Below are 23,083 nucleotides of genomic sequence, written 5' to 3' on the forward strand. Positions count from 1 at the left end.
TCAAGGAGTGTGGTATGTCACTTTCAATTGTGCAACAAGCATTGACCTTTGATGATGTGTTGTTGGTTCCAGCCCACTCGACAGTTTTACCAAAAGAGGTTTTTTTAAAAACTAGCCTCACTCGTGAAATTGAATTAAATATCCCAATACTCTCCGCAGCAATGGATACAGTTACGGAAGCTCGGTTAGCTATTGCTTTGGCACAAGAGGGCGGGATAGGAATTATTCATAAAAATATGAGTATTAGCGCTCAAGCAGAAGAAGTGCGAAAAGTGAAAAAATTTGAGAGTGGTATGGTTAAAGACCCTATTTCTGTATCACCTCATATCACGGTTAAAGAGTTGCTTGATGTTATGGCAAAGCATAATTTTTCCGGTATGCCCGTTGTTGACGGCGATTTACTAGTTGGTATTGTTACGAGTAGAGATATTCGGTTTGAAACTAATTTGTCATTGTCAGTACAAGCCGTTATGACTCCTAAGGAACGTTTGGTAACCGTTAAAGAGGGGGCTGGAAGGGAAGAAGTTCGCAGTTTATTGCATAAGCATCGTATTGAAAAATTGCTTGTTGTTAATGATGCTTTTCATCTCCGCGGTTTAATTACAGTCAAAGATATTCAAAAAGCCAAAGAAAATCCTTTCGCATGTAAGGATAGTTCCGAACAATTACGGGTGGGAGCTGCGGTCGGAGTTGGCGAAGGTACAGATGAGAGAGTTGCTGCATTGGTTGAAGCTGGTGCTGACGTTCTTGTTGTAGATACTGCTCACGGACATTCCCAAGGGGTATTAAATCGTGTTATTTGGATAAAAAAACACTTTCCAGATGTTCAAATTATTGGTGGTAATATTGCAACGGCGGCTGCAGCTCTTGATTTGGTTGAAGCAGGTGTTGATGCTGTTAAAGTAGGTATCGGTCCTGGTTCCATTTGCACCACTCGTATTGTTACTGGTGTTGGGGTGCCTCAAATTACAGCGATTGCTAATGTTGCTGAAGGTCTTAAAGGACGAGTTCCTGTTATTGCTGATGGGGGTATTCGTTTTTCGGGCGATGTTTGCAAAGCATTAGCCGCGGGAGCCAATACCGTGATGTTAGGTAGTATGTTTGCTGGTACTGAGGAGTCACCTGGTGAAATTGAACTTTATCAGGGGCGAACTTATAAAAACTATCGTGGTATGGGATCCATCGGTGCTATGTCACAGGCGCAAGGTTCTAGCGATAGGTATTTCCAGGATGCAAGTCAAGGGAGTGATAAATTGGTGCCAGAGGGAATAGAAGGCCGCGTTCCCTATAAAGGTCCTGTACAGACGATTATTCATCAATTGATGGGTGGTTTGCGTTCTTGTATGGGGTATACGGGGTGCAAAACTATAGAAATGTTGCATGACAATGCCCAATTTGTCCAAGTAACAAGTGCTGGTATGCGTGAATCACACGTACATGATGTAAGCATTACCAAGCAAGCTCCCAATTACCAAATTGACAATTAATTATGAGAAATATTAAACAGAAGCCGCTCGTTATTCTTGATTTTGGTTCACAGTATACGCAGTTAATTGCAAGAAGAGTAAGAGAAATGGGGGTTTATTGTGAAATTCATCCCTATAATATCAATTCTGAAGCATTACAAGCTTTAAAACCCTGTGGTGTTGTTTTATCCGGGGGGCCTTCTACCGTTACCCTAGAGGCTAACCCTAGGGCACCTGAATGGCTGTTTAAGTCAGATTTACCTCTACTTGGTATTTGCTATGGCATGCAAACCATGGCAGTGCAATTAGGAGGCGAGGTACAGTCTTCTAATATTCGCGAATTTGGTTATGCCGAACTGCGGTTGCATAGTCATAGCCCCTTGCTAGAAAGTATTGAAGATCGTACTACAGTTGATGGTGATGCTTTATTAGATGTGTGGATGAGTCATGGAGATAAAGTAACTCGTTTGCCTCCTGATTTTGAAATAATCTGTGAAACACGTAATGCTCCTATCGCTGGCATGGCACATAAGTCACGACATTGGTATGGTTTGCAGTTTCATCCTGAAGTCACACATACCTTACAAGGATTACGTATTTTACAACGTTTTGTAATTGATATTTGCCAGGCTGAAGCAAATTGGACTGCTGATAATATCATTGAGCAAGCAATAGCAGCCATTCGCCAACAAGTTGGTAAAGAACAAGTTTTGCTTGGACTTTCTGGTGGCGTAGATTCTTCAGTGGTGGCTGCATTGTTACACAAAGCTATTGGAGAACAATTAGTATGTGTATTCGTTGATACTGGTTTGTTACGACTCAACGAAAAAGAACAAGTCATGACCATGTTTGGTGAGCATCTTGGGATACGTATTATTGCGGTTGATGCAGGAGAAAAATTTTTAAAAGCTTTAGAAGGGATCGATTGTCCTGAAAAGAAGCGAAAAGTCATTGGTCATACATTTATTGAAGTCTTTGATGAGGAAGCACAACGCCTTCCAAATGTGAAATGGCTAGCTCAAGGTACAATTTATCCGGATGTTATTGAATCCGCTGCTACAAAAAACAATGGCGCGTCGATGGTCATTAAATCCCATCATAATGTAGGTGGTTTGCCTGAAACTTTAAAGTTAAAGTTATTAGAACCTATTCGCGAATTATTTAAGGATGAGGTACGAAAAATAGGTTTAGAGCTTGGTTTACCTTACGATATGGTATATCGCCATCCGTTTCCTGGGCCTGGCCTTGGTGTGCGTATTTTAGGTGAAGTTAAGAAAGAATATGCGGATATTTTGCGTCAAGCAGATGCTATTTTTATTGAGGAATTAAAAGAAACGGGATTATATCAAAAAGTTAGCCAAGCTTTTGCTGTTTTTCTACCTATTAAAAGCGTTGGAGTGATGGGTGATGGTCGTCGTTATGATTATGTTATTTGTCTTCGAGCGGTCGAAACAGTCGATTTCATGACAGCTCATTGGGCTCACTTGCCCTGGGACTTTTTAGCAAATGTTTCTAATCGTATTATTAATGAAGTGGCTTATGTGTCTCGCGTAACTTACGACATTTCCGGCAAACCGCCAGCGACTATCGAATGGGAGTAAATAAACTTCTTTCCAAACTCGCAGAATAGCGAGGAGATTTGGCGTATAGGATCGGAGTGTACACGCACATACTTGAGGATTTGAGTATCGATGAAGCAATTCCCAGTAGAGTTTGGAAAGAAGTCTAATGATTCTTTTTGGATGACCAAGGCTTATGAGCTTGCAGTAAAGGCAAAAGAGCAAGGTGAAGTACCAGTAGGAGCTGTTCTAATCGATACGGATAATAATTTATTAGGATATGGCTGGAATCAAGTGTTACAAAATAATGATCCTTGCGCTCATGCTGAATTAATTGCTATTAGAAAGGCAGCAACACAAATTCAGAACTATCGATTAATAGATACTACTTTATATGTGACTTTAGAACCCTGTGTGATGTGTGCCGGGGCTCTTGTTCATGCTCGTATAAAGCGTTTAGTCTTTGCAACACGTGACTTTAAAGCAGGAGCGGCAGGATCAGTGTATAACTTGTTACAAGGCTACCCCTTAAATCATCAAGTACACATTGATGAAGGGGTTATGCAAGAAAATTGTGCTCACTTATTGGCAGACTTCTTTAAAGAGCGTCGTTAAAGTGAGCTCTACAAGAGAGTAATTGAACTCACATCAAACAATTCATGAGTTAACATTTGCTTTAAGCTTTCTTTCTCTTCCTTATTTAAGGGGTTTCCAGCCTTTGTTGTTATAAAAAACATATCTTCGACACGTTCGCCAAAAGTCGCAATTTTTGCATTATGAAGACTAATATTCTGAGTTAAAAAAACACGACTGATGCTAGCAAGTAGCCCTGGACGGTCAGAAGTAATTAAAAATAACCTGGTATGATGAAGTTGGTTATCTTCGCTAAAATTTATTTGTGGCCTTAAATTAAAATGGGCTTGGGTGCGCGAAATTCTACGTCTTATAATAGTGGGTAGCTCTTTCACATTGGCTAATTGTTCAGTCAGGGCCTTTTGAATTGCAGCACTACGGTTCTTATCAAAGAAAGCCTGATGTTGTTCATCGAGAATGATATAGGTATCTAAATCATAATTATTATCACAAGTTAAAATAGTGGCCTCTTGAATTGTCGCATAGTGATTGCTTAAGACAGTTGTGGTGATGGTGAATCGTTCATCGCTGTGAGGCATATAAATAAATACTTCCGTGCCTCCTTGACTGTGGTGAGGCATGATGAGTACGAGTGGGTATTCTTTGCAATTAATAATGGCTTGAGTATGTTTTGCAATAATCTCGGCTGGCTCGTGCAGAAAATATCTTTTTTTAAAATTAGCCCACAACTTCTCAATGTTTTCTTGAGAAAAGCCTTTCTTAAGTAAAATCTTCATGGCTTGATTTTTGCGTAGGCTAACGACGGCTGCCTCATCAAGCAAATCCTTTTCCTGCATTGCCAACTTTGCCCCACGGTATAACTCTTTTAACAAGGAGTCTCTCCAGGTATTCCAGAGTTTTTGATTTGTGGCACAAATGTCTGCGACAGTAAGTAAATAAAGATAATCCAGAAATTCTGCTTGAGGTAAAAGTGAACAAAATTGCTGAATTGTTTTGGGATCATAAATATCTTGCCGTTGTGCGGTTTGCGACATCAGCAAATGGTTTCGTACTAACCAAACCAGCAATTCTCTTTCGTTATTGTTTAAGCCATGACGATGGGCGAATTGGTCTGCTTCTTCTGCACCCAATTCGGAGTGATCGCCTCCTCGCCCTTTAGCTATGTCATGAAAGAGGGCTGCTAAATACAGAATTTCACGTTGTTTAATAGAGGGCATTAACTGAGCTGCTAAGGGAAATTGTTCGGCATATTCGATTTTTAGGAAACGAGCAAGATTACGAATAACGAACAGTGTATGTTGATCAACGGTATAAACATGAAATAAATCGTATTGCATCTGTCCTGTAACTGCTGCAAAACAATCAAGATAATGGCTTAGGATTCCATAGCGATTCATGTGGTGCAAAGGTTCATAGGGATCTTCGGCCGTTTTGAAGATATTAAGAAAACAGTCGGTGGCAGCTTTGGATGTACGAAATTTTTTATTAAATAAATAAAGATTCTGGCGGATTAGGCGAATAGTGCTGGCACGGACCCCTTCAATGTTAGGACATTTAGCAATCCATAAAAATAGCTCCAGTAAAGCCAGGGGCTTTTGAGTAAAAATTTGGGAGTGTTTAGCTTCAATGTAGTAATTGGCCAATTGAAAATTATTATCAAGGGAAATAATTTTCTGTTTTTGATGGTAAACAATAGCTTCAGCAAACCACTGCAGTAGCATTTCATTAAGCTCTCGAATGCGTTTTATTATTTTAAAATACGCTTTCATAAATTGTTCAATGGCTAAGGAGTGAGTTTTATCAGCAAAACCAAACAGATTGGCTAATTTAACTTGATGGTCAAACAATAATCGCTCTTCGTCCTTTCCTGCAAACATGTGAAGGGCAAAGCGAACTCGCCATAAGAAATGCTGACATAATATAAGCTCTTCATATTCTTTATCAGTAATAAAGCCGCTACCAATGACTTCAGCTAATTTATTAATACCGAAATGACGTTTACAAATGTTTAATAAAATATGAAGATCTCTTAACCCTCCTGGCCCATTTTTTACATTGGGCTCAAGATTATAAGCAGTTTCTCCGTACTTTGCATAACGCTGGTATTGTTCTTGTTTTTTGGCAAAAAAATAATCTTTGCTGGGCCACATATGCAATGAATGCGTCTTGTAGGCTAGCTCTTCCATTAATGCGCCGCGACCAGCAACCAAATGCATATCAAGGATGCTTGAAATTACACTTAAGTCTTGACTAGCGAGATCCGCACAGGCATCCACACTGGTTATTTGATGGCTGATATCTAATCCAATATCCCAACAATTTTGAATAAAGGCTTGGGCACGTTGAGAGTGAGTTTTTGAAATTGTTTCAGTGTGCAGCAAAAGTAAATCAATGTCAGAATGGAGTTGCAGTTCGCGGCGCCCATAACCGCCAAGGGCTAACAAGCAAAATTTATTACCAAGGTGTAATTTGTTTTGGTGAAATAGCGTGAGGAGCACGTCATCAATAAAGTTAACAAGTTTATTAGTGATTGTAGTAATGCTGGCTTTTTGACGAAATTCATTGCACAGCTCTTCCTTGAACTGTTTGATTGATTGTTTTAATACTTGATTATCGTTCTTCATTACGTAAGGTTAAAATTTCAACCCCATCTTCAGTTACCAGCAAAGTATGTTCCCACTGTGCTGAAAGACTATGATCCTTTGTAACAACAGTCCAATTATCGGGCAATAGGCGCGTATGATGCTTGCCGACGTTAACCATTGGCTCAATGGTAAAGGTCATGCCAGGTTTTAAGATTTCCCCAGTGCCAGGTGTGCCATAGTGAAGAACTTGAGGATCCTCATGAAAAATGCGGCCAATTCCATGCCCACAGTACTCACGAACTACTGAGCAACGGTTTTTTTCTGCATGCTGCTGAATAGCATGGCCTATATCACCTAAACGAACTCCTGGTTTTACCATATTAATACCAATCCACAAGCAGTCATGGGCAATATTTACAACATGTTTGGCCTTCACCGACGGAGTTCCAACAAAAAACATTTTGCTTGTGTCGCCATGGTATTCATCTTTAATCACTGTCACATCAATGTTAATAATATCTCCGTCCTTTAATACTTTTTTACTTGGGATACCATGACAAACCACGTGATTAATGGATGTGCAAATAGATTTGGGAAAACCGTTATAATTTAAGGGGGCGGGAATAGCTTTTTGTTCATTCACAATATAATTATGGCAAATTGTATTTAATTCATCAGTACTAACCCCTTCTTTAACATAGGGGCCGATCATTTCCAAAACTTCCGCTGCAAGCTTGCCTGCAACACGCATTTTCTCAATTTCTTCAGGGGTTTTAATTGTTACTGCCATGGTTTAATCCGCAAAAATATAATAGTAGCACAAGCATTCTTCTCGTCGAATAAAATTAAGAACATTTTAATATGTAATAAAAATTATCTTGGTTGCATATCCAATAATAGCGATGATAGATGCATCCTATCTTTGTGCAAAAAGAAAAATTGTTTAGCACAGATATCCTATAGGAATTGGACATTTAGTAATCTAATGGATGGAGTCTTACTTTCATCCATCCACCTGCATTTTTATTCCCAATAAGGGAATTATAGCTATTTTGCAAAATACAAGGGTGATAAGGGGGTTAAGCTGGCGAGGCTAATGATTAATTAATCACTCACATGTGTAATAATAAATTTTATTGAATTTATTTTAATCTAGAAGTACAATTTAAGGTTTTTTAATTACAGAGGGTGAATATGACAAGGTTTTATAAAGACTTTGCACAAGAATTAGTTCGATATTTGCCAGTGGCAACAATTGCTAATCTAACACGCACATCAAAATTCAATAACCAACTATTTCAACCTTTTTTAAATAAAATTAAAGTTTGCACTACATTTCTGTCTCACGTTGTACAAGGAGATCCAGATCAATTAGTAAAGCTTTTAACTCCAACAACGACTCACCTATTATTCGAGAAAGCAGATATAAAAGACCTTCGTGATCGCTTTTTTTATAATGTTTCGCCTTATCAGCTCATAACGTTTCTCTGTGATGATGAGATGAAGAAGAAAATCCTACCCTTAGTCCCCAAACATCTGGAAAAAAAACGTATTGAGCAAGAGGCGGAGCTGGATATTGGTGGTGCGGATTTGGTCAAAATGAAAGATGACCCTGAATTGATAGCAAATCAGAATTTCAATGGTATTACTGAATTTAAAACACAATATGTTTTATCGAATCAGACAATAGAGTTAATATTTCCCTTGCTTGAAAATAAAGATGGGATTATTTATTACGAAGATTCAAGCGGTATCATAAATTTCTACTATGCTAATCGCGAAACCCAAATGGTTACTCTTATCACACCCGAAATCAATTCCGAATTTGAACAGATCGCTTTCGATAAATTCAAGGCTTCCTTTGCGGCCATGGAAAATAATAGCAGCCGCCGTTCAAATGATGAGGAGCACCAATTAATTGCCCAAATCCTACGACATACATTAAAGCGAAAAGGAATTTGCTATGAATGTAATGGGATAAAATACCAAGATAGTCGAACTGAATTTCGGCTTATTAATGCTTATCGGACTTGTATTAGGCTTTACGATGAGGCTCTCCAGAATGGCCAGTGGAATAAGGCTGATGACTATTGGCGTAAGGAAGTTGGAAAAGCCCAAGGTTATGAAATATGGGTACTGCAGCGTCTGTGTGAGTTAAACCGTCCATTTACGTTACCTCTTATTCAATTAGATGAGTTCAAACGTGGATTCACAGTATACAATTATCAAATGAATAAAGAAGAATCTCTTGTTTCAGACGGGAAACTTGATGCTAATTTAGGTACACATTTTGCCATATATAAGGGAGCATCGTGGCGGGCTAGTGCGCGCAACACAGGCTCATGGAAAGTAGGGATCTCGTGGAGTGCAGCTGCTCCTCGGTTACTACTAGATCTAATTGCAGTCTGTAATTTTGTAAAAGAGGCCAAGGAAAATAGGATGAATCACAAAAAGAAAGAAGATTCACAAGGTGTAATTCAGCACTATGTAGCTCAGTTCCTAGCTTGAAATAAGTGAAGGGACCCAGCATTTGCGAAAAAATTCCGCATAGTTTCTTCAAGAAATTCAATAGATTTTAATTTGAAATTTATGCGGGGCAATTGTCATAAGTTATCTTTGGGTAAGCGACATGCTATCTCAAAATCCAGTCGTCATATCTGAGCCGAATTCTTCTTTGAGAGCTTCAGCTTCTTTATATTTCTCTTCAGAGGAAAGAGTTGGGCACTTTTGGAAGAAGGTGACTACTTTATCACGCAATACAAACTCAGGGGCTTTGGTTTCTTCTAAGTTGGAGCGTGTTTCTAATGTTTTCATTAGCTCTTCATCTTTTTGAAAGAATTCAACTATCTCATCAATATTTCTAAATACCTTAGGAGGGCTATCTTGTTTTATTTGAATTTTAACCGGAAATTTAACGTCCTTCTCCTCAATCTGACTAAGCAATTGAAAAACGGCTTTAATATAACGTCGATTAACTCTAAGTCCAGGATCTTTACGCATGGCTTTTTCTGCTTCATTGAGTGTCTCGGACTGCGTATGTTGCACATTCTCAAATAAAATCTCAGATGCTTGTTTGGAATAAGTCTCTTTGTCAGTAATTGCTTTAAAAAATACATCCATTTTGCTCTTATCGGGGCTTGGTTCAGGAATTAATGGAAGATTTACTAATTGATCTACTAGAGCAAGCACATCCTTTTTCTCTTCGTATAAGACATTCTGCTCAAATTTATTTGCAATAAATTGAGCATTGGCTTTTTGTTCATTATGTCCATGAATTGGTAGAACCAACAAACGTGAATTATCATTTGCTTTTGTGTGTAGATAAGTAAATTCTCCAGTTGTTCCTGCACCTGCAGTTGTTATTCCATCGGCTTCAGCGATATAAGCCATATGCATGGCATTGTAATTTTTCCCTTGTATTGCTCCTTGGCCGCAAAATAAAAATACTTTGTTTGTATAATTAGGGTCGTTACTCTCAATTTTTTTGCGGATATGTTCGCCAATTGCTGGAGTGCTTGCATGAGCATAAATATAGACTACTTGTTTCACATCTTGTGGCTTTAAATTCTCAGGCCACATAACCCCTGCTTTTGTTGAACTGTACTCTTTTTTCAGGTCAATTCGAGCGCCATTACAATGCAAAACATCAATGACTAGTTTTTTTGCTTGCTCCTTGCTTGTGTCTTTAGAAATACCGAGCTTGCTCATTAAATCTTCCACGGTGGATAAGGTATTTTTATCTCCCAATTCCATATGAGAAATTTTTCCGCCACTTGCAGAAAGTACTTTTGCCAAGAGAGCATAACTACCTAAAAAATTCTTTTCATCATGAAGCAAAATGGCGTGATTTTGTTGATCTAGGCAGTGCTGTGGAGGAACACCGACTTCAATTGCTGCTTTTTGTAAATAAGGATCCATATCCGTAAGAACATAGATTTTATCATTTTTATTTTGAAGTTCTTTGGATAAAGATTGCATCAAATGTTTAGCTGAAATGGTGAGGTCAGGCATCACTTCACTATAAATAAACTGTGTAGGTAATAGATTAGATTGGTTTTCAGTTTGACTTGAAGGCCACAATGCACCGCACTCAATAATATCGCTGTTTTGATTTTTACTTCGCTCGGGATAATGTGCAAACCGGTCTAAAATTTTTGCATCATCTGAAGAGCCGTCTTTCTTTAAATACCCATACACGGATTTATCAGCAACACTAAATACAACTTGTATGCCTTTTTCCTGCAATATATTTGTGATTCGATTGAGTTCAGGTCTATCAATATTTTCCCATTTTGGGGGGCAATGAAAAATTACAGCATCATTTGTATGCAAATGCCCATCTTTAAGGGCCTGCTCAATGATACTAAAAGTTCTTCCAGTATGGCCGCCTCCAGTAGGTGAATAACCAACAACTAAAACCTTATCTGCATTATTTATGGCATCTTTAAGAGGCATGGCAATCTTCGTAAAAATAAAGTATATGATCAAAGAGTAGTGAATTTGCTCATTATGTCAAATTATGTTTCACTCGCTGTTTGTTGCATGAAAGGAGTGTGTAATGAGAATTTATCTTTTGGTTGCGTGCCCAATAATGTTTATGTTTTAATTGCACGCTAATTGATTTAAATGGACTTTGTGGTGGAATACACTCATCCTGTTTCTAAATTGATTTATATGCCATAAATAAATTTAGCTTTAAAAGAGGCTATCGATGAAGGACAAGTTGAGTTAGTTAGAACTATTCTTGCTGATCGTGATGTTAATGGTTTACCCCGCTCTGATATTAACAATGTTTCCGAAATAGTTTGATCCGTACTGGGCTCTTATAGACATTAAGTAGACTTACAGCGTCTCTTAAGTTTCCTATCCCATTATCTTCTTAGGCTGGTTACGAAATCATTGATTTATTTTTAACGATTTATTCAAGAGATGGAAATACTGTTATAGATTTAAATGTTAATAATGGGGTAGGAAGTAATGGGCTTTTTCTAATTCAAGCTGTACTAAGCGATGATGTACATATTGTTCGTACTATACTAGACCTTAGAAATGCAGATGGTAGTGCTGCAATTGATATTAATTATCAACTATCATGGGTATTAGAGGAACCGCTTTAGATGTTGCATATATTGGGTTTTTTACCACCCACCTGCATTTACTCCTAATCAAGAAATTATAGCTGCTTTGCAAAATACGGGCGCAAGAGGGCTGTTGAGCCAGTGAGAGCTGATGTTCATCACACAACCGTTGCTCTTCCCCAAGATCAATTAGATGAAAATGAATTTGTTGGGCTTGATGATGAGGTCGCGTTTGCCCAAAATCCACAGAATGTTCATTTGCCTCCCGTTGAAAGAAGCGTTGATTTATCAATAATCTTTATTATCAAAAAACGGGTTGGCTGTCTTTTGAAACAGTAAAGCAAGAAATTTAAAAATTTATTCAAAGTGCAGGGCAAAGAAAATTATTTACTGAGGAAAAGCTGCCTTATATAAAAAAGACTTTGAATTTGTTTGTAGTGATAGTACTGATATTAAACACATCCCTTCAAACTTAATGATGCGAGATATTTTAGTATTAGTCTGGTTGGGAGCTAATGATAGTTCGCGCCTTGCTGAAGGATGCCCCGCATCGGCAAAGCCAGAAAATATTAATGATTAAGAAAGCAGGCTCTTCTTGAAAAATTTTATGAAATTGTAACTGTCTATTATCGGGAGGGTAAATTTTCTCCTTCGTGTCTAGGAGGAGCAAGGAGTCTCCTTGTTGAGACCCTTAATAGAGCTCATCCATCCGTATTTGTAGCGCCTACAGCGGAAGCTATCAAGGACATGGCTGTAGAGTACATGAAAAATTATAATATTGAGCAGTTAAATAGTTTAAAATTGCAGGAGCAAAGGGATATCCTAAATACTTGGGCTAGAGGAGAGGATAAAAAATCTGCCGATTTATTCAGGGAAACCCAGCAAGGAGGCTTGTTCAAACTTTTAAAAACATACTTAGCCTCTCTTGGAGCCAAAATGGTTCATGGAAGCGGATGAGAATTATTTATATTTTCCTGCCCCTATACCTAATAAAGAATTACGTCAATTAATTGACCAAATAACTGAGCTTGAAATTGATACGGCAAACGCTAATCAAGAAAGTGTAGTTGGTGCTATTAAAAAATTAGCCAGGGAGGTTTTTAATGAACCATCCCGCAGTTATGAAGAAGACCTTGAATATCTGCAGCATTATTACGCGGGTTATAAAAGTATTGAGCTTGTTTTACAAGGTGAAAGCGATGCAGCATCTGCTCTAAAGGAAGCCTTTATTAGTCTAACGAAAAAAAATCAAGACTCTTGGCTTGTCATTTCTTAGTAATAGAATTAACCGTGAACAATTCACTGAAATATTTGATAGACAACTTGACCTCATTAAAAATAATGATGATGAAGTCACTGATTCAAGTCATCCTTTGAAAGGAAGTTAAATAACAGGTGATTATAAAACTTACTATGTTTCCTGTTGCACTGCGGGTAGTAGCCAAGTGCAACAGGAATAGAGAAAATGTTGTGCCTATAACCTGACACAGATTAGCACTGATGATTCATGCGTTTTTCTTCCCATTGTTTCATCATTTGTTTAAATTGTGTCTTTTGGTTTGTATTGAGAACGCTATAGATTTCTTGTTTAGCTGTAATCTTAGCTTTCATCATTTGTCCTAATAGCTCTTTCTTTTTATCGATCAAACTGTCTAGCTTAGATTTGTCTAGCGTATCAGCTGTAACTAATTCATGAATTTGAGAGCGAATTGATTTCATTTGTTCCCAATTTGCTTTCTGACTTTGTTTCAGTTGATCTTTGATGGCTTTTATTTTGGATTGCTGAGTCGCATCCAAATTTAAAGAGCTCATCATTTCCTTCATACGCACACCACAACCACAACCTGGTGCTTTATCAGACATAGTTGGGCTTGTTGATGAGGATAAAACATCCTGGCTTGCCGTGGCAGCAAAAACTGTCTGCCCCACAATGAAAGATAAAACCAGAGCAACTAGCGATATTTTTTTCATTTTACTATCCTTAGTTAATAGTTATTTAGAGACTTCCAGCAACGATTATAGACTCTGATTTTAATTTTTTCCTTAAAACCAAGTGTGTTTATAGTAAAAAAAAATTAATTAAAGTCAATAACGTTGCTGATAAAGCTGTGTTGTGGTATAAATACGGCGCTTTTTAACGACACACACGTTTCGTCACATATGGTGGGGTCCCATAAATTAAGGGTACCGTATGGGAAGCGTGGAGGCTTAACCCTGGAGAAATTAAATGAACGTTAGTATGCGTGAACTATTAGAAGCGGGCGCCCATTTTGGCCATAGGACCCGTTTTTGGAATCCTAAAATGTCTCAGTACATTTTTGGTTCAAGAAATAAAATTCATATTATCAATTTAGAGAAAACATTACCTATGCTAAATGACGTTGTAAATTACGTTGGTCGTCTAGCATCAAATAAAGCAAAGATTTTATTTGTGGGTACCAAAAGAGCAGCCCAAGACAGCATTCGTGAGCATGCAAAACGTTGTGGTATGCCTTATGTTGATCATCGTTGGCTAGGTGGTATGTTGACTAACTGGAAAACAGTTCGTCAATCTATTTTCCGCTTAAAAGAGTTGAAAGAAATGCGTGATAAGGGCGCATTTAGTATGATGATCAAGAAAGAAGCATTGATGCTAACCAGAGAGTTGGAAAAATTAGAGCGTGGTCTTGGTGGTATTGAAGATATGGGTGGTTTACCTGATGCGCTTTTCGTAGTGGATGTTGGCTTTGAGCACATCGCTGTTGAAGAAGCTCGTCGTTTAAAAATACCTGTTATAGGTGTAGTAGATACTAACAACAGCCCTGACAATATTGACTATGTCATTCCAGGCAATGATGATTCTATGCGTGCAGTAGATATTTATGTTCGCTGTATTGCAGATGCAATTCTTGATGCTAAGCAAGGAAATACAGTTGGTGGCGTAGCCTCTGATGCTGAATTTGTTGAAGTTCCTGCAACTGATAAAGAAGTAGAAAAAGCTGCAGATGAATAATTAACTTTAAAAAAGGAGGGGGGCGTTGATTTATTTCACGTGCCCCCTTTTTGTTATGTGGAGGGTGAAATATGTCAATTAGTGCTTCATTAGTAATGGAATTACGCGAGCGTACTGGCGCTGGAATGATGGAATGCAAAAAGTTCTTAATCGCGACAAATGGTGATATCGAGCAAGCCATTATCGAAATGCGTAAAGCTGGGCAAGCCAAAGCAGATAAAAAGGCTGATAGAGTTGCTGCAGAAGGGGTAATTATAATTATTCGTTCAGCAGATGGTCGCTCAGCTATTATGCTTGAAATCAATAGCGAGACTGATTTCGTGGCTCGAGACGAGAACTTTACTAGCTTCGCTAACAAAGTTGGTGAAACTGCGTTGGCTACTTCTGCTGACAGTATTGAAATGTTATCAAACCAAACTTTGATTGGCAGCAATGTGACAGTTGAACAAGCCAGACAAGAACTAGTTTCTAAAATTGGTGAGAATATTAAATTACGTCGCATTGAAAGAATGTCTTCTGAAGGTGTGGTTGGGCATTATCTGCATGGAACCCGTATTGGTGTTATGGTTAACATGAAAAATGGTGATGAGACTCTTGCAAAAGATATCGCCATGCACGTGGCTGCTAGCAGACCTATGGTTGTGAATCGTGATCAAGTTTCTGCTGAAGCAATTGAAAACGAGCGTGAAATCTTTACTGCACAAGCGCGTGAGAGCGGTAAGCCTCAAGAAATTATTGATAAAATGATTGAAGGTCGTATTAATAAGTTTGTTGATGAGGTCAGTTTACTGGGTCAGCCTTATGTCAAAGATCCCAACAAGAAAGTCAGTCAATTATTAAAGGAAAAAAATGCTGATGTTGTTTCCTTTATACGCTTCGAGGTTGGTGAAGGTATTGAGAAAAAAGAAGACAATTTCGTTGAAGAAGTAATGGCTCAGGTTCGTGATTAATGATGAATTCCGATCAATCTCAATTAAAATACAAGCGCATCCTGCTTAAATACAGTGGTGAGGCGTTGATGGGTAAGTCTCAATTTGGGATAGACCCGTCTGTTCTTGATCGTATGGCTAAAGAAGTTGCTGAGCTGATTCGCATGGGTGTTGAAGTTGGTATCGTTATTGGTGGCGGTAACTTATTTCGTGGTAAGGCATTGTCGGAGGCAGGGCTTGGCCGAGTTACCGGTGATCACATGGGTATGCTTGCTACTGTAATGAATGCTTTAGCTTTGCGTGATGCCTTAGAGCGTATCGATTTACCCGCACGCATCATGTCTGCAATTCCCATGCTTGGTGTTGTGGACCCTTACCATCGACGTAAAGCAATCACGCATTTACGTAATGGGCATGTAGTTATTTTTGCTGCAGGTACTGGAAATCCCTTTTTTACTACTGATTCTGCTGCTTGTTTAAGAGCGATTGAAGTAGGTGCGGATGTTGTATTGAAAGCGACAAAAGTTGATGGAATTTATTCAGCTGATCCACTTAAAAATCCTAATGCTATTCGATATGATTATTTAACTTATAGACAAGTCTTAAGTGAAGGACTTGAAGTAATGGATTCTACAGCCATTTGCCTATGCCAGGATCATGGTATGCCTTTACAGGTATTTGATATGGCATCTCCAAATGCGCTCGTGAAGATTGTTCTTGGAGAACGGGTTGGAACCATAGTAGGAGCAAACCATGATCAATGATATCAGGCAGGACGCTGAAAAGCGTATGAAAAAAACCATTGAAACGTTGCGAAATGATTTGACTAAAATACGTACGGGTCGTGCTAATGTTAGTCTTTTGGACCATGTTCATGTTGATTATTATGGTAATCTAACACCTTTGAATCAAGTGGCGAATGTTACTGTTAGTGATTCTCGTACATTACTGGTAACACCTTGGGAAAAAGCGATGGTGGCTGCTGTTGAAAAAGCCATTTTAACCTCTGATTTAGGATTAAATCCTGCAACAGCTGGAAATGCTATTCGTGTCCCAATGCCTCCTTTAACTGAGGAGCGTCGTAAGGAAATGATCAAAGTTGTACGACATGAGGGTGAGCAAGGACGTGTAGCAATTCGCAATGTTCGTCGTGATGCAAATAATCATTTGAAAGAATTGGTTAAAGCAAAAGAAATTTCTGAAGATGATGAGCGTCGAGCCGTTGATGTAATTCAAAAGCTAACTGATAAATATGTCGCTGATGTTGATACTTTATTAAGCGAAAAAGAAAAGGATTTGATGGAAATTTAGTAGTACATGAGGATAGAAGTCATTAGCATAATCATGGTTAATGACCTTCTATCTGATAAAGCGTCTCGTGATACAAGCTCCTTGTCCTTGTATGTCGTCAATAATATTTTCTCCCAGGATAGCTTAATATAAAACCCTGAGATTTAGTGTTCTATAATTTGCCAATTACGGAAATTCCTTCCTTCTTCTCCAGGAAAAGAACTTGAAAATGTCGCTCACAATTTTTATCAATGAGTTAAGGGAGGATGTTCTAAGATTTACTTTTGAAATCGCATGCAACTTTGAGTGGAGTCTAAATCCTTTAAAGCATGTGTGTCGTTTACGATTAATTTTTCGATAAGTCTTGTTAAGCTCAGATAATAAATACCAAATCTTAGAAGAGTATTGAGAATATGTTTGAGATAGATAACGTACCTTATCCATCACAAAGAGGCTATAATGGGGGAAAAATAAAAATGAGACCCTATGAATTTCCTGGACGAGCAAAATTCCAAAAATCGAAAGTTTGTGATAGATAAGATTTCCCACCTGTTAGATGTTCATTTTGACACCAATTCACTTTCTGCGTGGTTGTCTTATTATTACTCAGTGCATGTGAAGGGCGCTCCTGAAAAAACGGAGCAAGCCAAAATTAAAGATTTGTCTAAATTTTTAAATTTCTTTCAAATGGAAGTAGGGCATGATTTGGTGGATAGCTGGACACCGGCTGTTAGCAAGCATTTTCAGAAACATTTATGTAAAACAATTTCAGAGAAAACGGGCAAACCTTATAAAGCTACTTCTATTAATAGAACGATGGCAACAATTCGTCATGTAGGTCGATGGCTTCATCAACAACGGCCATTATTAGCAGGCGACCCGTTAGCGCAAGTCAAGGATTTACAAACTGATGCACCTGATTGGAATGGTTTGACCTCACGTCAATTAATGAGGCTTAAGTCTGCTTGTGAGCAACGCATTAAAAGAAAAGCTGTACTCGGAAAAATCAAAACCCCTTAATGGAAACTGCACTTTTTTATTTGTTACTTGGAACGGGTCTTCGTGAGTCCGAAGTGGTTTCTTTAAATATTGGACAGTATCGACAAAAAGGGTTGTGTGATGTTCTTCGTCACAAATCAAAACGCATTAGTCAAAAAATTCCTTTACCACAAGAGAGTAGGGTGTGTTTAGATCAATACCTAGAAAAGAGGCAGGCTCAGAAAGAAGAACCATTATTTGTTACCCGCTATGGAACTCGATTACAAACTTTGGATGTTTATCGTATATGTCAGCGAGTATTAAAGCAGGCACTTGCATTTTTACCCGAACAGGAAAAGTTTGCTTTTACTCCTCATAAATTAAGACATACCTTTCTAAAGAAGGTGACGGATAAACATGGAGTGCATTTTGCACAAGAATTAAGTGGAAATGTTTCTATTAAAGAAATTTTTCGCTATGCCAAGCCAAGCCAGGATGAAATGCAATCAACAATTGAAGAATTGTTTGAAGGCTAATTTTATGAGTAGAAAAATAATAACACACTTAGAAGAGTTCTCAGAACAAAATACTTTTATCAGGTTACTAAATAGAGTCAATGAATTAAAAAGATTAATTTCTGTTGTTCAAAACCTCCGTTCCCTCCATATTAATTTAATCAATATGCTATCCAAAAATGATGTTAATTTTTATGAATTAATCATCGATGAATATCAATTATTTTCAATTTATTACCGAAGCTTATTTCAAGCTTCAAAGTGGGAGGGTTCTTGTTTCGCTCATATTGATCCGACGGCATATAATTAAAACGATAATTTTATTGAGTTGCATAGGAAGGTAATAGAACATGTTGACAAAACCATTGCACATCAGGATGAGAATGATGGAGGTAGACGGTATATTTATAAAAATTTAAAAATAAAGACGGGGAGCTTTGCCAAGCTGTATCAAAATTCATCAATTTTCATATTGATGATGCAAAACCTCTAATAGACGTTATGGAAAAAACCATTAAATCAGTTTTTTTAGATAAGTTTGGTTTTGAATTAAAAATATTACAAAAAAATTAAAAAAATTCTCAGAAATTATTATAATAATTAGCTCTTATATGAGCTGTATATGAACAATAAAATAATTTGCATGCAAATCATTGGATTTATTACATTCAAAGAAGCAATAAGTCAAATTAAAGCGGGAGAATCTTTAACCGTTAAAGAGGATGCTAACTATCTTTCAAAAGATTTTCTCTTATTTATCAATTGAAAGGAGGTGAAATGAAGTTTGATTGGGGAACGATTATAGCGGTAATATCAGCAATTATCGCCATTATTTCAGCATATTTTAGTAAAAAAGCTAATTCATTAGCGGCAGAAGCAAATCAACTTTCAGTGATGAATGCAGAATTTTCTAAAGATTTAAATAAGATGAAGGAAACTAAATCTATCATTGAAGCAATTGCTTCTGATTGGAATAAATCACGACATATTTTATTAACTGAATGGAAATTTTATCAAAAAAGAGGTTTCACAAAAGAAGAATTCAATGACATCTGGGAATTGGCTTGCTACAAAAAAAAGGTCGAACTCCTCGAGAAACATTCGAACAAATTCTTAATCAATATAACGAGATGTCAAAATAATATTAAGTGTTTAAAATAACTTATTGGTAAATATTTACTAATTACCTCCAGTTTTATCATCCCTCTGATTAATACGTATATTTGTTAGAAAGTTTCATATCGTTTAAACCCACACGTCCGGCTCAAGTTGCAAATGAAATAAAAATGAATTATAATTTCAATTGAAATAATACGGATGGCGCAAGATGAAAACCTCTGAAAATAAGCAACACGAAAAAGAAATTGTTTTAACGAAAGCAATTTGTAATCTATCTAAGTATTATTCTTTATCAGGAAAAGAACTTAGTGAGATTATTGGTATAAGTGAATCTACGGCCTCACGCCTGAATCAAGGAAAGAAACTAATTTCTCCCCAAACAAAAGAAGGTGAAATGGCCTTATTGTTAGTCAGAATTTACCGCAGCTTAAATGCTATGGTAGGTAATAATCATGAAAAGGCTAGATTATGGTTAAATAATAAAAATAAATATTTTCAAAAAAAACCGCTTGAAGAAATGAAAACTATTCCCGGATTAATTTCTGTCCTTAATTATTTAGATGCAATGCGTGGTAAGTTATGAGTCTTTGGGTTAGCTGTGAGGGTGAAAAGCATATTGAACAGATTGAAGTTGATCCTTGGAGGGTTGTTGAGGCCCAGCATATTTCTAGCTCCAGAGATTTAGTGGATACAATAGAGGAACATGATCTTTTAGAAGAGTTATTAGAAGATTCAAAACCTATTGTACCTAATAGAACTCATTATTTAATTTTTACTCCCTTTAGATATCCACCTTTAAAATACGGTTCTCGTTTTGGAAGACAATTTGAACCTTCTTTATGGTATGGCTCCCTAGAACTGCAAACATCATTTGCAGAAGTAGCATTTTACCGTCTAAAATTTTTTGATGATAGCTCAGCAAATCTTGGTTATATAGAGATTCCAATGACAGTTTTTAAGGCACATATAAACACTAAACAAGGAATTGATCTAACAAAGAATATGTTTAGCAAACATCTAGAAAAAATTTCTAATAAAAATAACTATGACTATAGCCAACCATTAGGAACAGATATGAGAAATGCTGGTATTGAGGCATTTTTGTTTGCATCAGCAAGAGTGAGCAATCTAAGCAAAAATGCAGCGGCATTTATTCCGAGAGTCTTCACAAAAAAGAATGGCCAATTTATTTCGAATATGCAAAATTGGTCATGTTTAGCAAACAAAAAAAATATTGAGTTTACTCGTTTTGGCATTCTCAATGTTGAAAGATTAGTTTTCTCAGATGAAGACTTTAAAATTGATCAAAAGTTTAAAAAGTCCATATAGCTACCAGATTAAACCTGATTTAAATAAACAGATCACTTAATGCAAGGTGAAACCTACTATTCTTTTTGCCTCGAGTCAGTGATTAAGCATATATAAAATGATTTACTTATAACTAGTATCTTCTATAGGCTCACAATCAAGTGTGTTAAATGGTTCTCTTCTTTTGAAATTGCAATACACAGGTGAAGAGGGCACAGCATTTATTTCATTTATCTGGATTCCATCAGCATTCGAAAGATCAATACTGACTATCCCTTGCACTTCACAATAATCTTTGTCAGGAGAGCAATGTCCTACATTCAATATACAGGTTGAAGTAATCCCGCAAAGTTCCTTTAAACTATTAAAATCCAAGCGGCCAGAGGTGACAAAAGGCGCTTCAAATCCAGATTGATCATTACTTGGCCAAAAAAATGACAAAGATCCGCTTGCTCTTCTTGAGATTACCACTTCTGGTACTTCTGTCATGGGGCAATTAAATGTGTTATTAGATTCACAAATAGCATTTCCACCATTTACTACCCAATGTGATAAATCATTTTGAATTGGGGAAAAAGTATTTGTAATAAGAGTGCCTTCGTCAAATGTTTGGAAGTGATCTAACTGTCGTCTTAACTTAATTGTCATATCTAATGGCTGCTTATTATTTATTCGATAAAAACATGTTATATCCCCATTAGGAAAAAGCTCAGCTTTTACCTTTTCTAGTTTATAGTTACCGCTTGGATAATAAATACTGCCATATTCAGGAACTCCCCACATGTTATATTCGTCATTCGAAGCGTGGCAGCGGTAATATCCATCATAAGGATTATCGTTACATTCTACTGATTTTGGACAATGAACAGTTAATTTTTGATTAATTGGATTTGCAAATACAGTAGTGGAAATAAGAAAAAATAAGAGAAAAAATTTCATCGTTACAGAAAAAAAGTTATTATGGTCATTATTTTATCATATATAAGATTTTATGTATTGACTCTCCCTGATTGACTAACAGGGAAGGGGAAATTTATTACAAATATTAATTCTGATTAGCGTGAAAACTAAATCTAGTGAAGAAAGGAGAGGCTCGTTTGAAGAGTCGGCAGAATCTCGCGCCAAGTGCGACAGATGAGTAAAATATCATCAGTTGCATAAGGAGCAAAAGGATGGGAGTTTGTTATAAGCATTTGAGTGAATTGGATCGTGTATTTCTCCAGATTATGTTAGAAAAGGGTTATTCAAAAGCTAGGATAGCGAAAATATTGAAGGTTCATCGTTCAACGATATATAGAGAAGTTATCCGTAATAGCTTTAAAAATACATGGACAAACAATCAGTCCTGTTATTTGCCTTCTATAGGGCAAAAGAGATATATAAAACGAAGAAAAAGAAGCACGAAATTGTCAAAAGATGCTCAATTGTGCATGTATATTCATAATAAATTAGGCACCGGTTGGTCACCCGGGCAAATTGAGGGTCGATTAAAATATGAGAATGGAGGTCAAACGCTCATTTCTCATGAAACGATCTATCGCTATATTTATAGCGACTATAATATTCGAAATCGGTTTTATCAGTGTTTGAGAAGGAAACATAAATTACGAATCAAACGCCACAGTCGCAAATCTCGAATTCCTAGAGATTTATTAATTAATAATCGTCCAAACCACATTAATAATCGAGAGGAGTTTGGTCATTGGGAATGCGACCTCATGATGTTTAAACGAGGAGTCAAAAGCAATTTAATTACATTACGTGAACGTACCTCAAGGTATTTAATTGCTATCAAGAATGAAAATAAAACTGCAAGGGGTACCGCATTAGCCCTTATATCTACTATTAAGAACGTAAAGAAAGCAATCCGGTCTATTACTTTTGATCAAGGAATGGAATTTCAAAAATTTGCATGGATTAAAGATTGTTTAGAGACTGATATTTATTTTTGTCATCCAGGATCTCCTTACGAAAAGGGCGCAATTGAAAATGGCAATGGGATTATTCGTGTTGAATTACCACGGCATGTTAATATTGATGTATTAAAGGAAAAAGAGGTGAGGCGTATTGCTAAAGAGATAAACAATAGGCCATTAAAATGTTTAGACTATCAAACTCCTGCAGAGCGATTTGCAGAATATTACAAGACATCAATTGAAAGACAAGGTAAGTAATAGCATCCCATGAAAATTAATTTAACTAAAAAAGAATATCGAGCATTGCTTGATATGTTATATATAGCTGATTGGGTTCTTCATTCCTATACCATAAAGGAAGCTGAACCAGATGAGTACGAAGTTTTAAAGAAGAATTTGTTGTCTTATTTCAAAGAAATGGATGCTGAAGACAAAATAGAATTTTCTCTGGAGTTCAATGATTACTTTGAGAAAGCGGATTATGAAGATTATCTTAATGAGAAAGTTATCCAACCTTATGAAAACGAACTTTTCTGGGATGAGCTAATTCATAGGCTTGGTGAACGAGATATGATTAATGCAGTAGGCATGGAGCGATACAGCAAAATGGATGCTATCGAGCGAATAAAAAGAATAGAAGAAATTAAAGAACAATATGCTAATGAATTTGAAAAGCATGGCCTTGCTAACCTTAAAATTAAGAGCGATGACTTGCAAAACTAAATGATTTTTTATAGTTATTAACAGATAAAGG

24 protein-coding genes are annotated in these 23,083 nt (G+C 36.9%); 19 read left to right on the plus strand and 5 right to left on the minus strand.

Annotated elements, in window-relative coordinates:
- Positions 1–14: 14 nt before the first annotated feature.
- The 3 genes from guaB to tadA all read left to right on the plus strand — a co-directional run bounded on the left by guaB (position 15) and on the right by tadA (position 3,640).
- Positions 15–1,487: an IMP dehydrogenase gene (gene guaB, locus Lbru_RS02270; RefSeq protein WP_058440563.1), complete on the plus strand. Its 1,473-nt coding sequence runs from the start codon at positions 15–17 to the stop codon at positions 1,485–1,487.
- Between the two features lie 2 nt (positions 1,488–1,489).
- On the plus strand, positions 1,490–3,067 hold the full coding sequence (guaA, locus tag Lbru_RS02275) for a glutamine-hydrolyzing GMP synthase (RefSeq protein ID WP_058440564.1): 1,578 nt from the start codon (positions 1,490–1,492) through the stop codon (positions 3,065–3,067).
- Positions 3,068–3,157: 90 nt separating this feature from the next.
- Entirely contained in the window at positions 3,158–3,640 is a 483-nt protein-coding gene (gene tadA / locus Lbru_RS02280; RefSeq protein WP_058440565.1) for a tRNA adenosine(34) deaminase TadA, read from the plus strand.
- An 8-nt stretch (positions 3,641–3,648) separates the two neighbouring features.
- Here tadA and glnD read toward each other — a convergent pair whose 3' ends face one another.
- Together glnD and map are read right to left on the minus strand one after the other, a co-directional pair.
- Positions 3,649–6,243: a [protein-PII] uridylyltransferase gene (gene glnD / locus Lbru_RS02285; RefSeq protein ID WP_058440566.1), complete on the minus strand. Its 2,595-nt coding sequence runs from the start codon at positions 6,241–6,243 to the stop codon at positions 3,649–3,651.
- Positions 6,230–6,994 (minus strand): type I methionyl aminopeptidase, encoded by a 765-nt coding sequence (gene map, locus Lbru_RS02290; RefSeq protein ID WP_058440567.1) that lies wholly within the window; start codon positions 6,992–6,994, stop codon positions 6,230–6,232. Before map ends, glnD begins: the two co-directional genes overlap by 14 nt.
- A 404-nt stretch (positions 6,995–7,398) precedes the next feature.
- Here map and Lbru_RS02295 point away from each other — a divergent pair, with 404 nt between their 5' ends.
- Positions 7,399–8,712, plus strand: a complete 1,314-nt coding sequence (locus tag Lbru_RS02295) for a hypothetical protein (RefSeq protein ID WP_058440568.1) — start codon at positions 7,399–7,401, stop codon at positions 8,710–8,712.
- Between the two features lie 129 nt (positions 8,713–8,841).
- Here Lbru_RS02295 and Lbru_RS02300 read toward each other — a convergent pair whose 3' ends face one another.
- The gene (locus Lbru_RS02300; protein WP_058440569.1) at positions 8,842–10,659 is read right to left on the minus strand and encodes a glycosyltransferase family protein; all 1,818 of its coding nucleotides are present in this window, start codon (positions 10,657–10,659) and stop codon (positions 8,842–8,844) included.
- 764 nt (positions 10,660–11,423) lie between these two features.
- On the opposite strand from Lbru_RS02300, the gene Lbru_RS02305 reads away from it, so the two are divergent.
- The 3 genes from Lbru_RS02305 to Lbru_RS02315 all read left to right on the plus strand — a co-directional run bounded on the left by Lbru_RS02305 (position 11,424) and on the right by Lbru_RS02315 (position 12,558).
- On the plus strand, positions 11,424–11,621 hold the full coding sequence (locus Lbru_RS02305) for a hypothetical protein (RefSeq protein ID WP_058440570.1): 198 nt from the start codon (positions 11,424–11,426) through the stop codon (positions 11,619–11,621).
- Positions 11,622–12,044: 423 nt separating this feature from the next.
- The gene (locus Lbru_RS02310; protein WP_058440571.1) at positions 12,045–12,239 is read left to right on the plus strand and encodes a hypothetical protein; all 195 of its coding nucleotides are present in this window, start codon (positions 12,045–12,047) and stop codon (positions 12,237–12,239) included.
- Complete coding sequence (locus Lbru_RS02315; RefSeq protein ID WP_058440572.1) at positions 12,226–12,558, plus strand: hypothetical protein; 333 nt, start codon at positions 12,226–12,228, stop codon at positions 12,556–12,558. Before Lbru_RS02310 ends, Lbru_RS02315 begins: the two co-directional genes overlap by 14 nt.
- A gap of 215 nt (positions 12,559–12,773) precedes the next feature.
- Here Lbru_RS02315 and Lbru_RS02320 read toward each other — a convergent pair whose 3' ends face one another.
- Positions 12,774–13,253 carry a Spy/CpxP family protein refolding chaperone gene (locus Lbru_RS02320; protein ID WP_058440573.1) on the minus strand — a complete coding sequence of 160 codons (480 nt, stop codon included), beginning with the start codon at positions 13,251–13,253 and terminating at the stop codon, positions 12,774–12,776.
- Positions 13,254–13,509: 256 nt separating this feature from the next.
- On the opposite strand from Lbru_RS02320, the gene rpsB reads away from it, so the two are divergent.
- The 10 genes from rpsB (at position 13,510) to Lbru_RS02365 (ending at position 20,434) form a co-directional block, all read left to right on the plus strand.
- Positions 13,510–14,274 (plus strand): 30S ribosomal protein S2, encoded by a 765-nt coding sequence (rpsB, locus tag Lbru_RS02325; RefSeq protein WP_058440574.1) that lies wholly within the window; start codon positions 13,510–13,512, stop codon positions 14,272–14,274.
- Between the two features lie 71 nt (positions 14,275–14,345).
- Positions 14,346–15,224 (plus strand): translation elongation factor Ts, encoded by an 879-nt coding sequence (gene tsf / locus Lbru_RS02330; protein WP_058440575.1) that lies wholly within the window; start codon positions 14,346–14,348, stop codon positions 15,222–15,224.
- Positions 15,224–15,967: a UMP kinase gene (gene pyrH, locus Lbru_RS02335; protein WP_058440576.1), complete on the plus strand. Its 744-nt coding sequence runs from the start codon at positions 15,224–15,226 to the stop codon at positions 15,965–15,967. Before tsf ends, pyrH begins: the two co-directional genes overlap by 1 nt.
- Positions 15,957–16,514, plus strand: coding sequence for a ribosome recycling factor (frr, locus tag Lbru_RS02340; RefSeq protein ID WP_058440577.1), 558 nt, complete (start codon positions 15,957–15,959; stop codon positions 16,512–16,514). Before pyrH ends, frr begins: the two co-directional genes overlap by 11 nt.
- A gap of 465 nt (positions 16,515–16,979) precedes the next feature.
- On the plus strand, positions 16,980–17,513 hold the full coding sequence (locus Lbru_RS17680; protein WP_238583805.1) for a site-specific integrase: 534 nt from the start codon (positions 16,980–16,982) through the stop codon (positions 17,511–17,513).
- Positions 17,513–18,007: a tyrosine-type recombinase/integrase gene (locus Lbru_RS17685; protein ID WP_238583806.1), complete on the plus strand. Its 495-nt coding sequence runs from the start codon at positions 17,513–17,515 to the stop codon at positions 18,005–18,007. Before Lbru_RS17680 ends, Lbru_RS17685 begins: the two co-directional genes overlap by 1 nt.
- Positions 18,008–18,608: 601 nt before the next feature.
- Entirely contained in the window at positions 18,609–18,752 is a 144-nt protein-coding gene (locus Lbru_RS17050) for a hypothetical protein (protein WP_157061478.1), read from the plus strand.
- An 11-nt stretch (positions 18,753–18,763) separates the two neighbouring features.
- Positions 18,764–19,147, plus strand: coding sequence for a hypothetical protein (locus tag Lbru_RS02355; RefSeq protein ID WP_058440579.1), 384 nt, complete (start codon positions 18,764–18,766; stop codon positions 19,145–19,147).
- Between the two features lie 166 nt (positions 19,148–19,313).
- A complete protein-coding gene (locus tag Lbru_RS02360; RefSeq protein WP_058440580.1) occupies positions 19,314–19,688 on the plus strand; it encodes an antitoxin Xre/MbcA/ParS toxin-binding domain-containing protein in 375 nt (124 codons plus the stop codon).
- Positions 19,685–20,434, plus strand: a complete 750-nt coding sequence (locus tag Lbru_RS02365) for an RES family NAD+ phosphorylase (protein ID WP_058440581.1) — start codon at positions 19,685–19,687, stop codon at positions 20,432–20,434. The genes Lbru_RS02360 and Lbru_RS02365 overlap by 4 nt, the downstream gene beginning before the upstream one ends.
- Before the next feature lie 102 nt (positions 20,435–20,536).
- Here the strand turns inward: Lbru_RS02365 and Lbru_RS02370 are convergent, their stop codons facing one another.
- Entirely contained in the window at positions 20,537–21,352 is an 816-nt protein-coding gene (locus tag Lbru_RS02370; RefSeq protein WP_058440582.1) for a hypothetical protein, read from the minus strand.
- Positions 21,353–21,585: 233 nt separating this feature from the next.
- Between Lbru_RS02370 and Lbru_RS02375 the strand changes: the two genes are divergently transcribed.
- A complete protein-coding gene (locus tag Lbru_RS02375; protein WP_058440583.1) occupies positions 21,586–22,587 on the plus strand; it encodes an IS30 family transposase in 1,002 nt (333 codons plus the stop codon).
- A gap of 9 nt (positions 22,588–22,596) precedes the next feature.
- Positions 22,597–23,052, plus strand: coding sequence for a hypothetical protein (locus tag Lbru_RS02380; protein WP_058440584.1), 456 nt, complete (start codon positions 22,597–22,599; stop codon positions 23,050–23,052).
- Positions 23,053–23,083: the final 31 nt, after the last annotated feature.

It is taken from the genome of Legionella brunensis (genome assembly GCF_001467025.1).
GTDB classification, from domain to species: domain Bacteria; phylum Pseudomonadota; class Gammaproteobacteria; order Legionellales; family Legionellaceae; genus Tatlockia; species Tatlockia brunensis.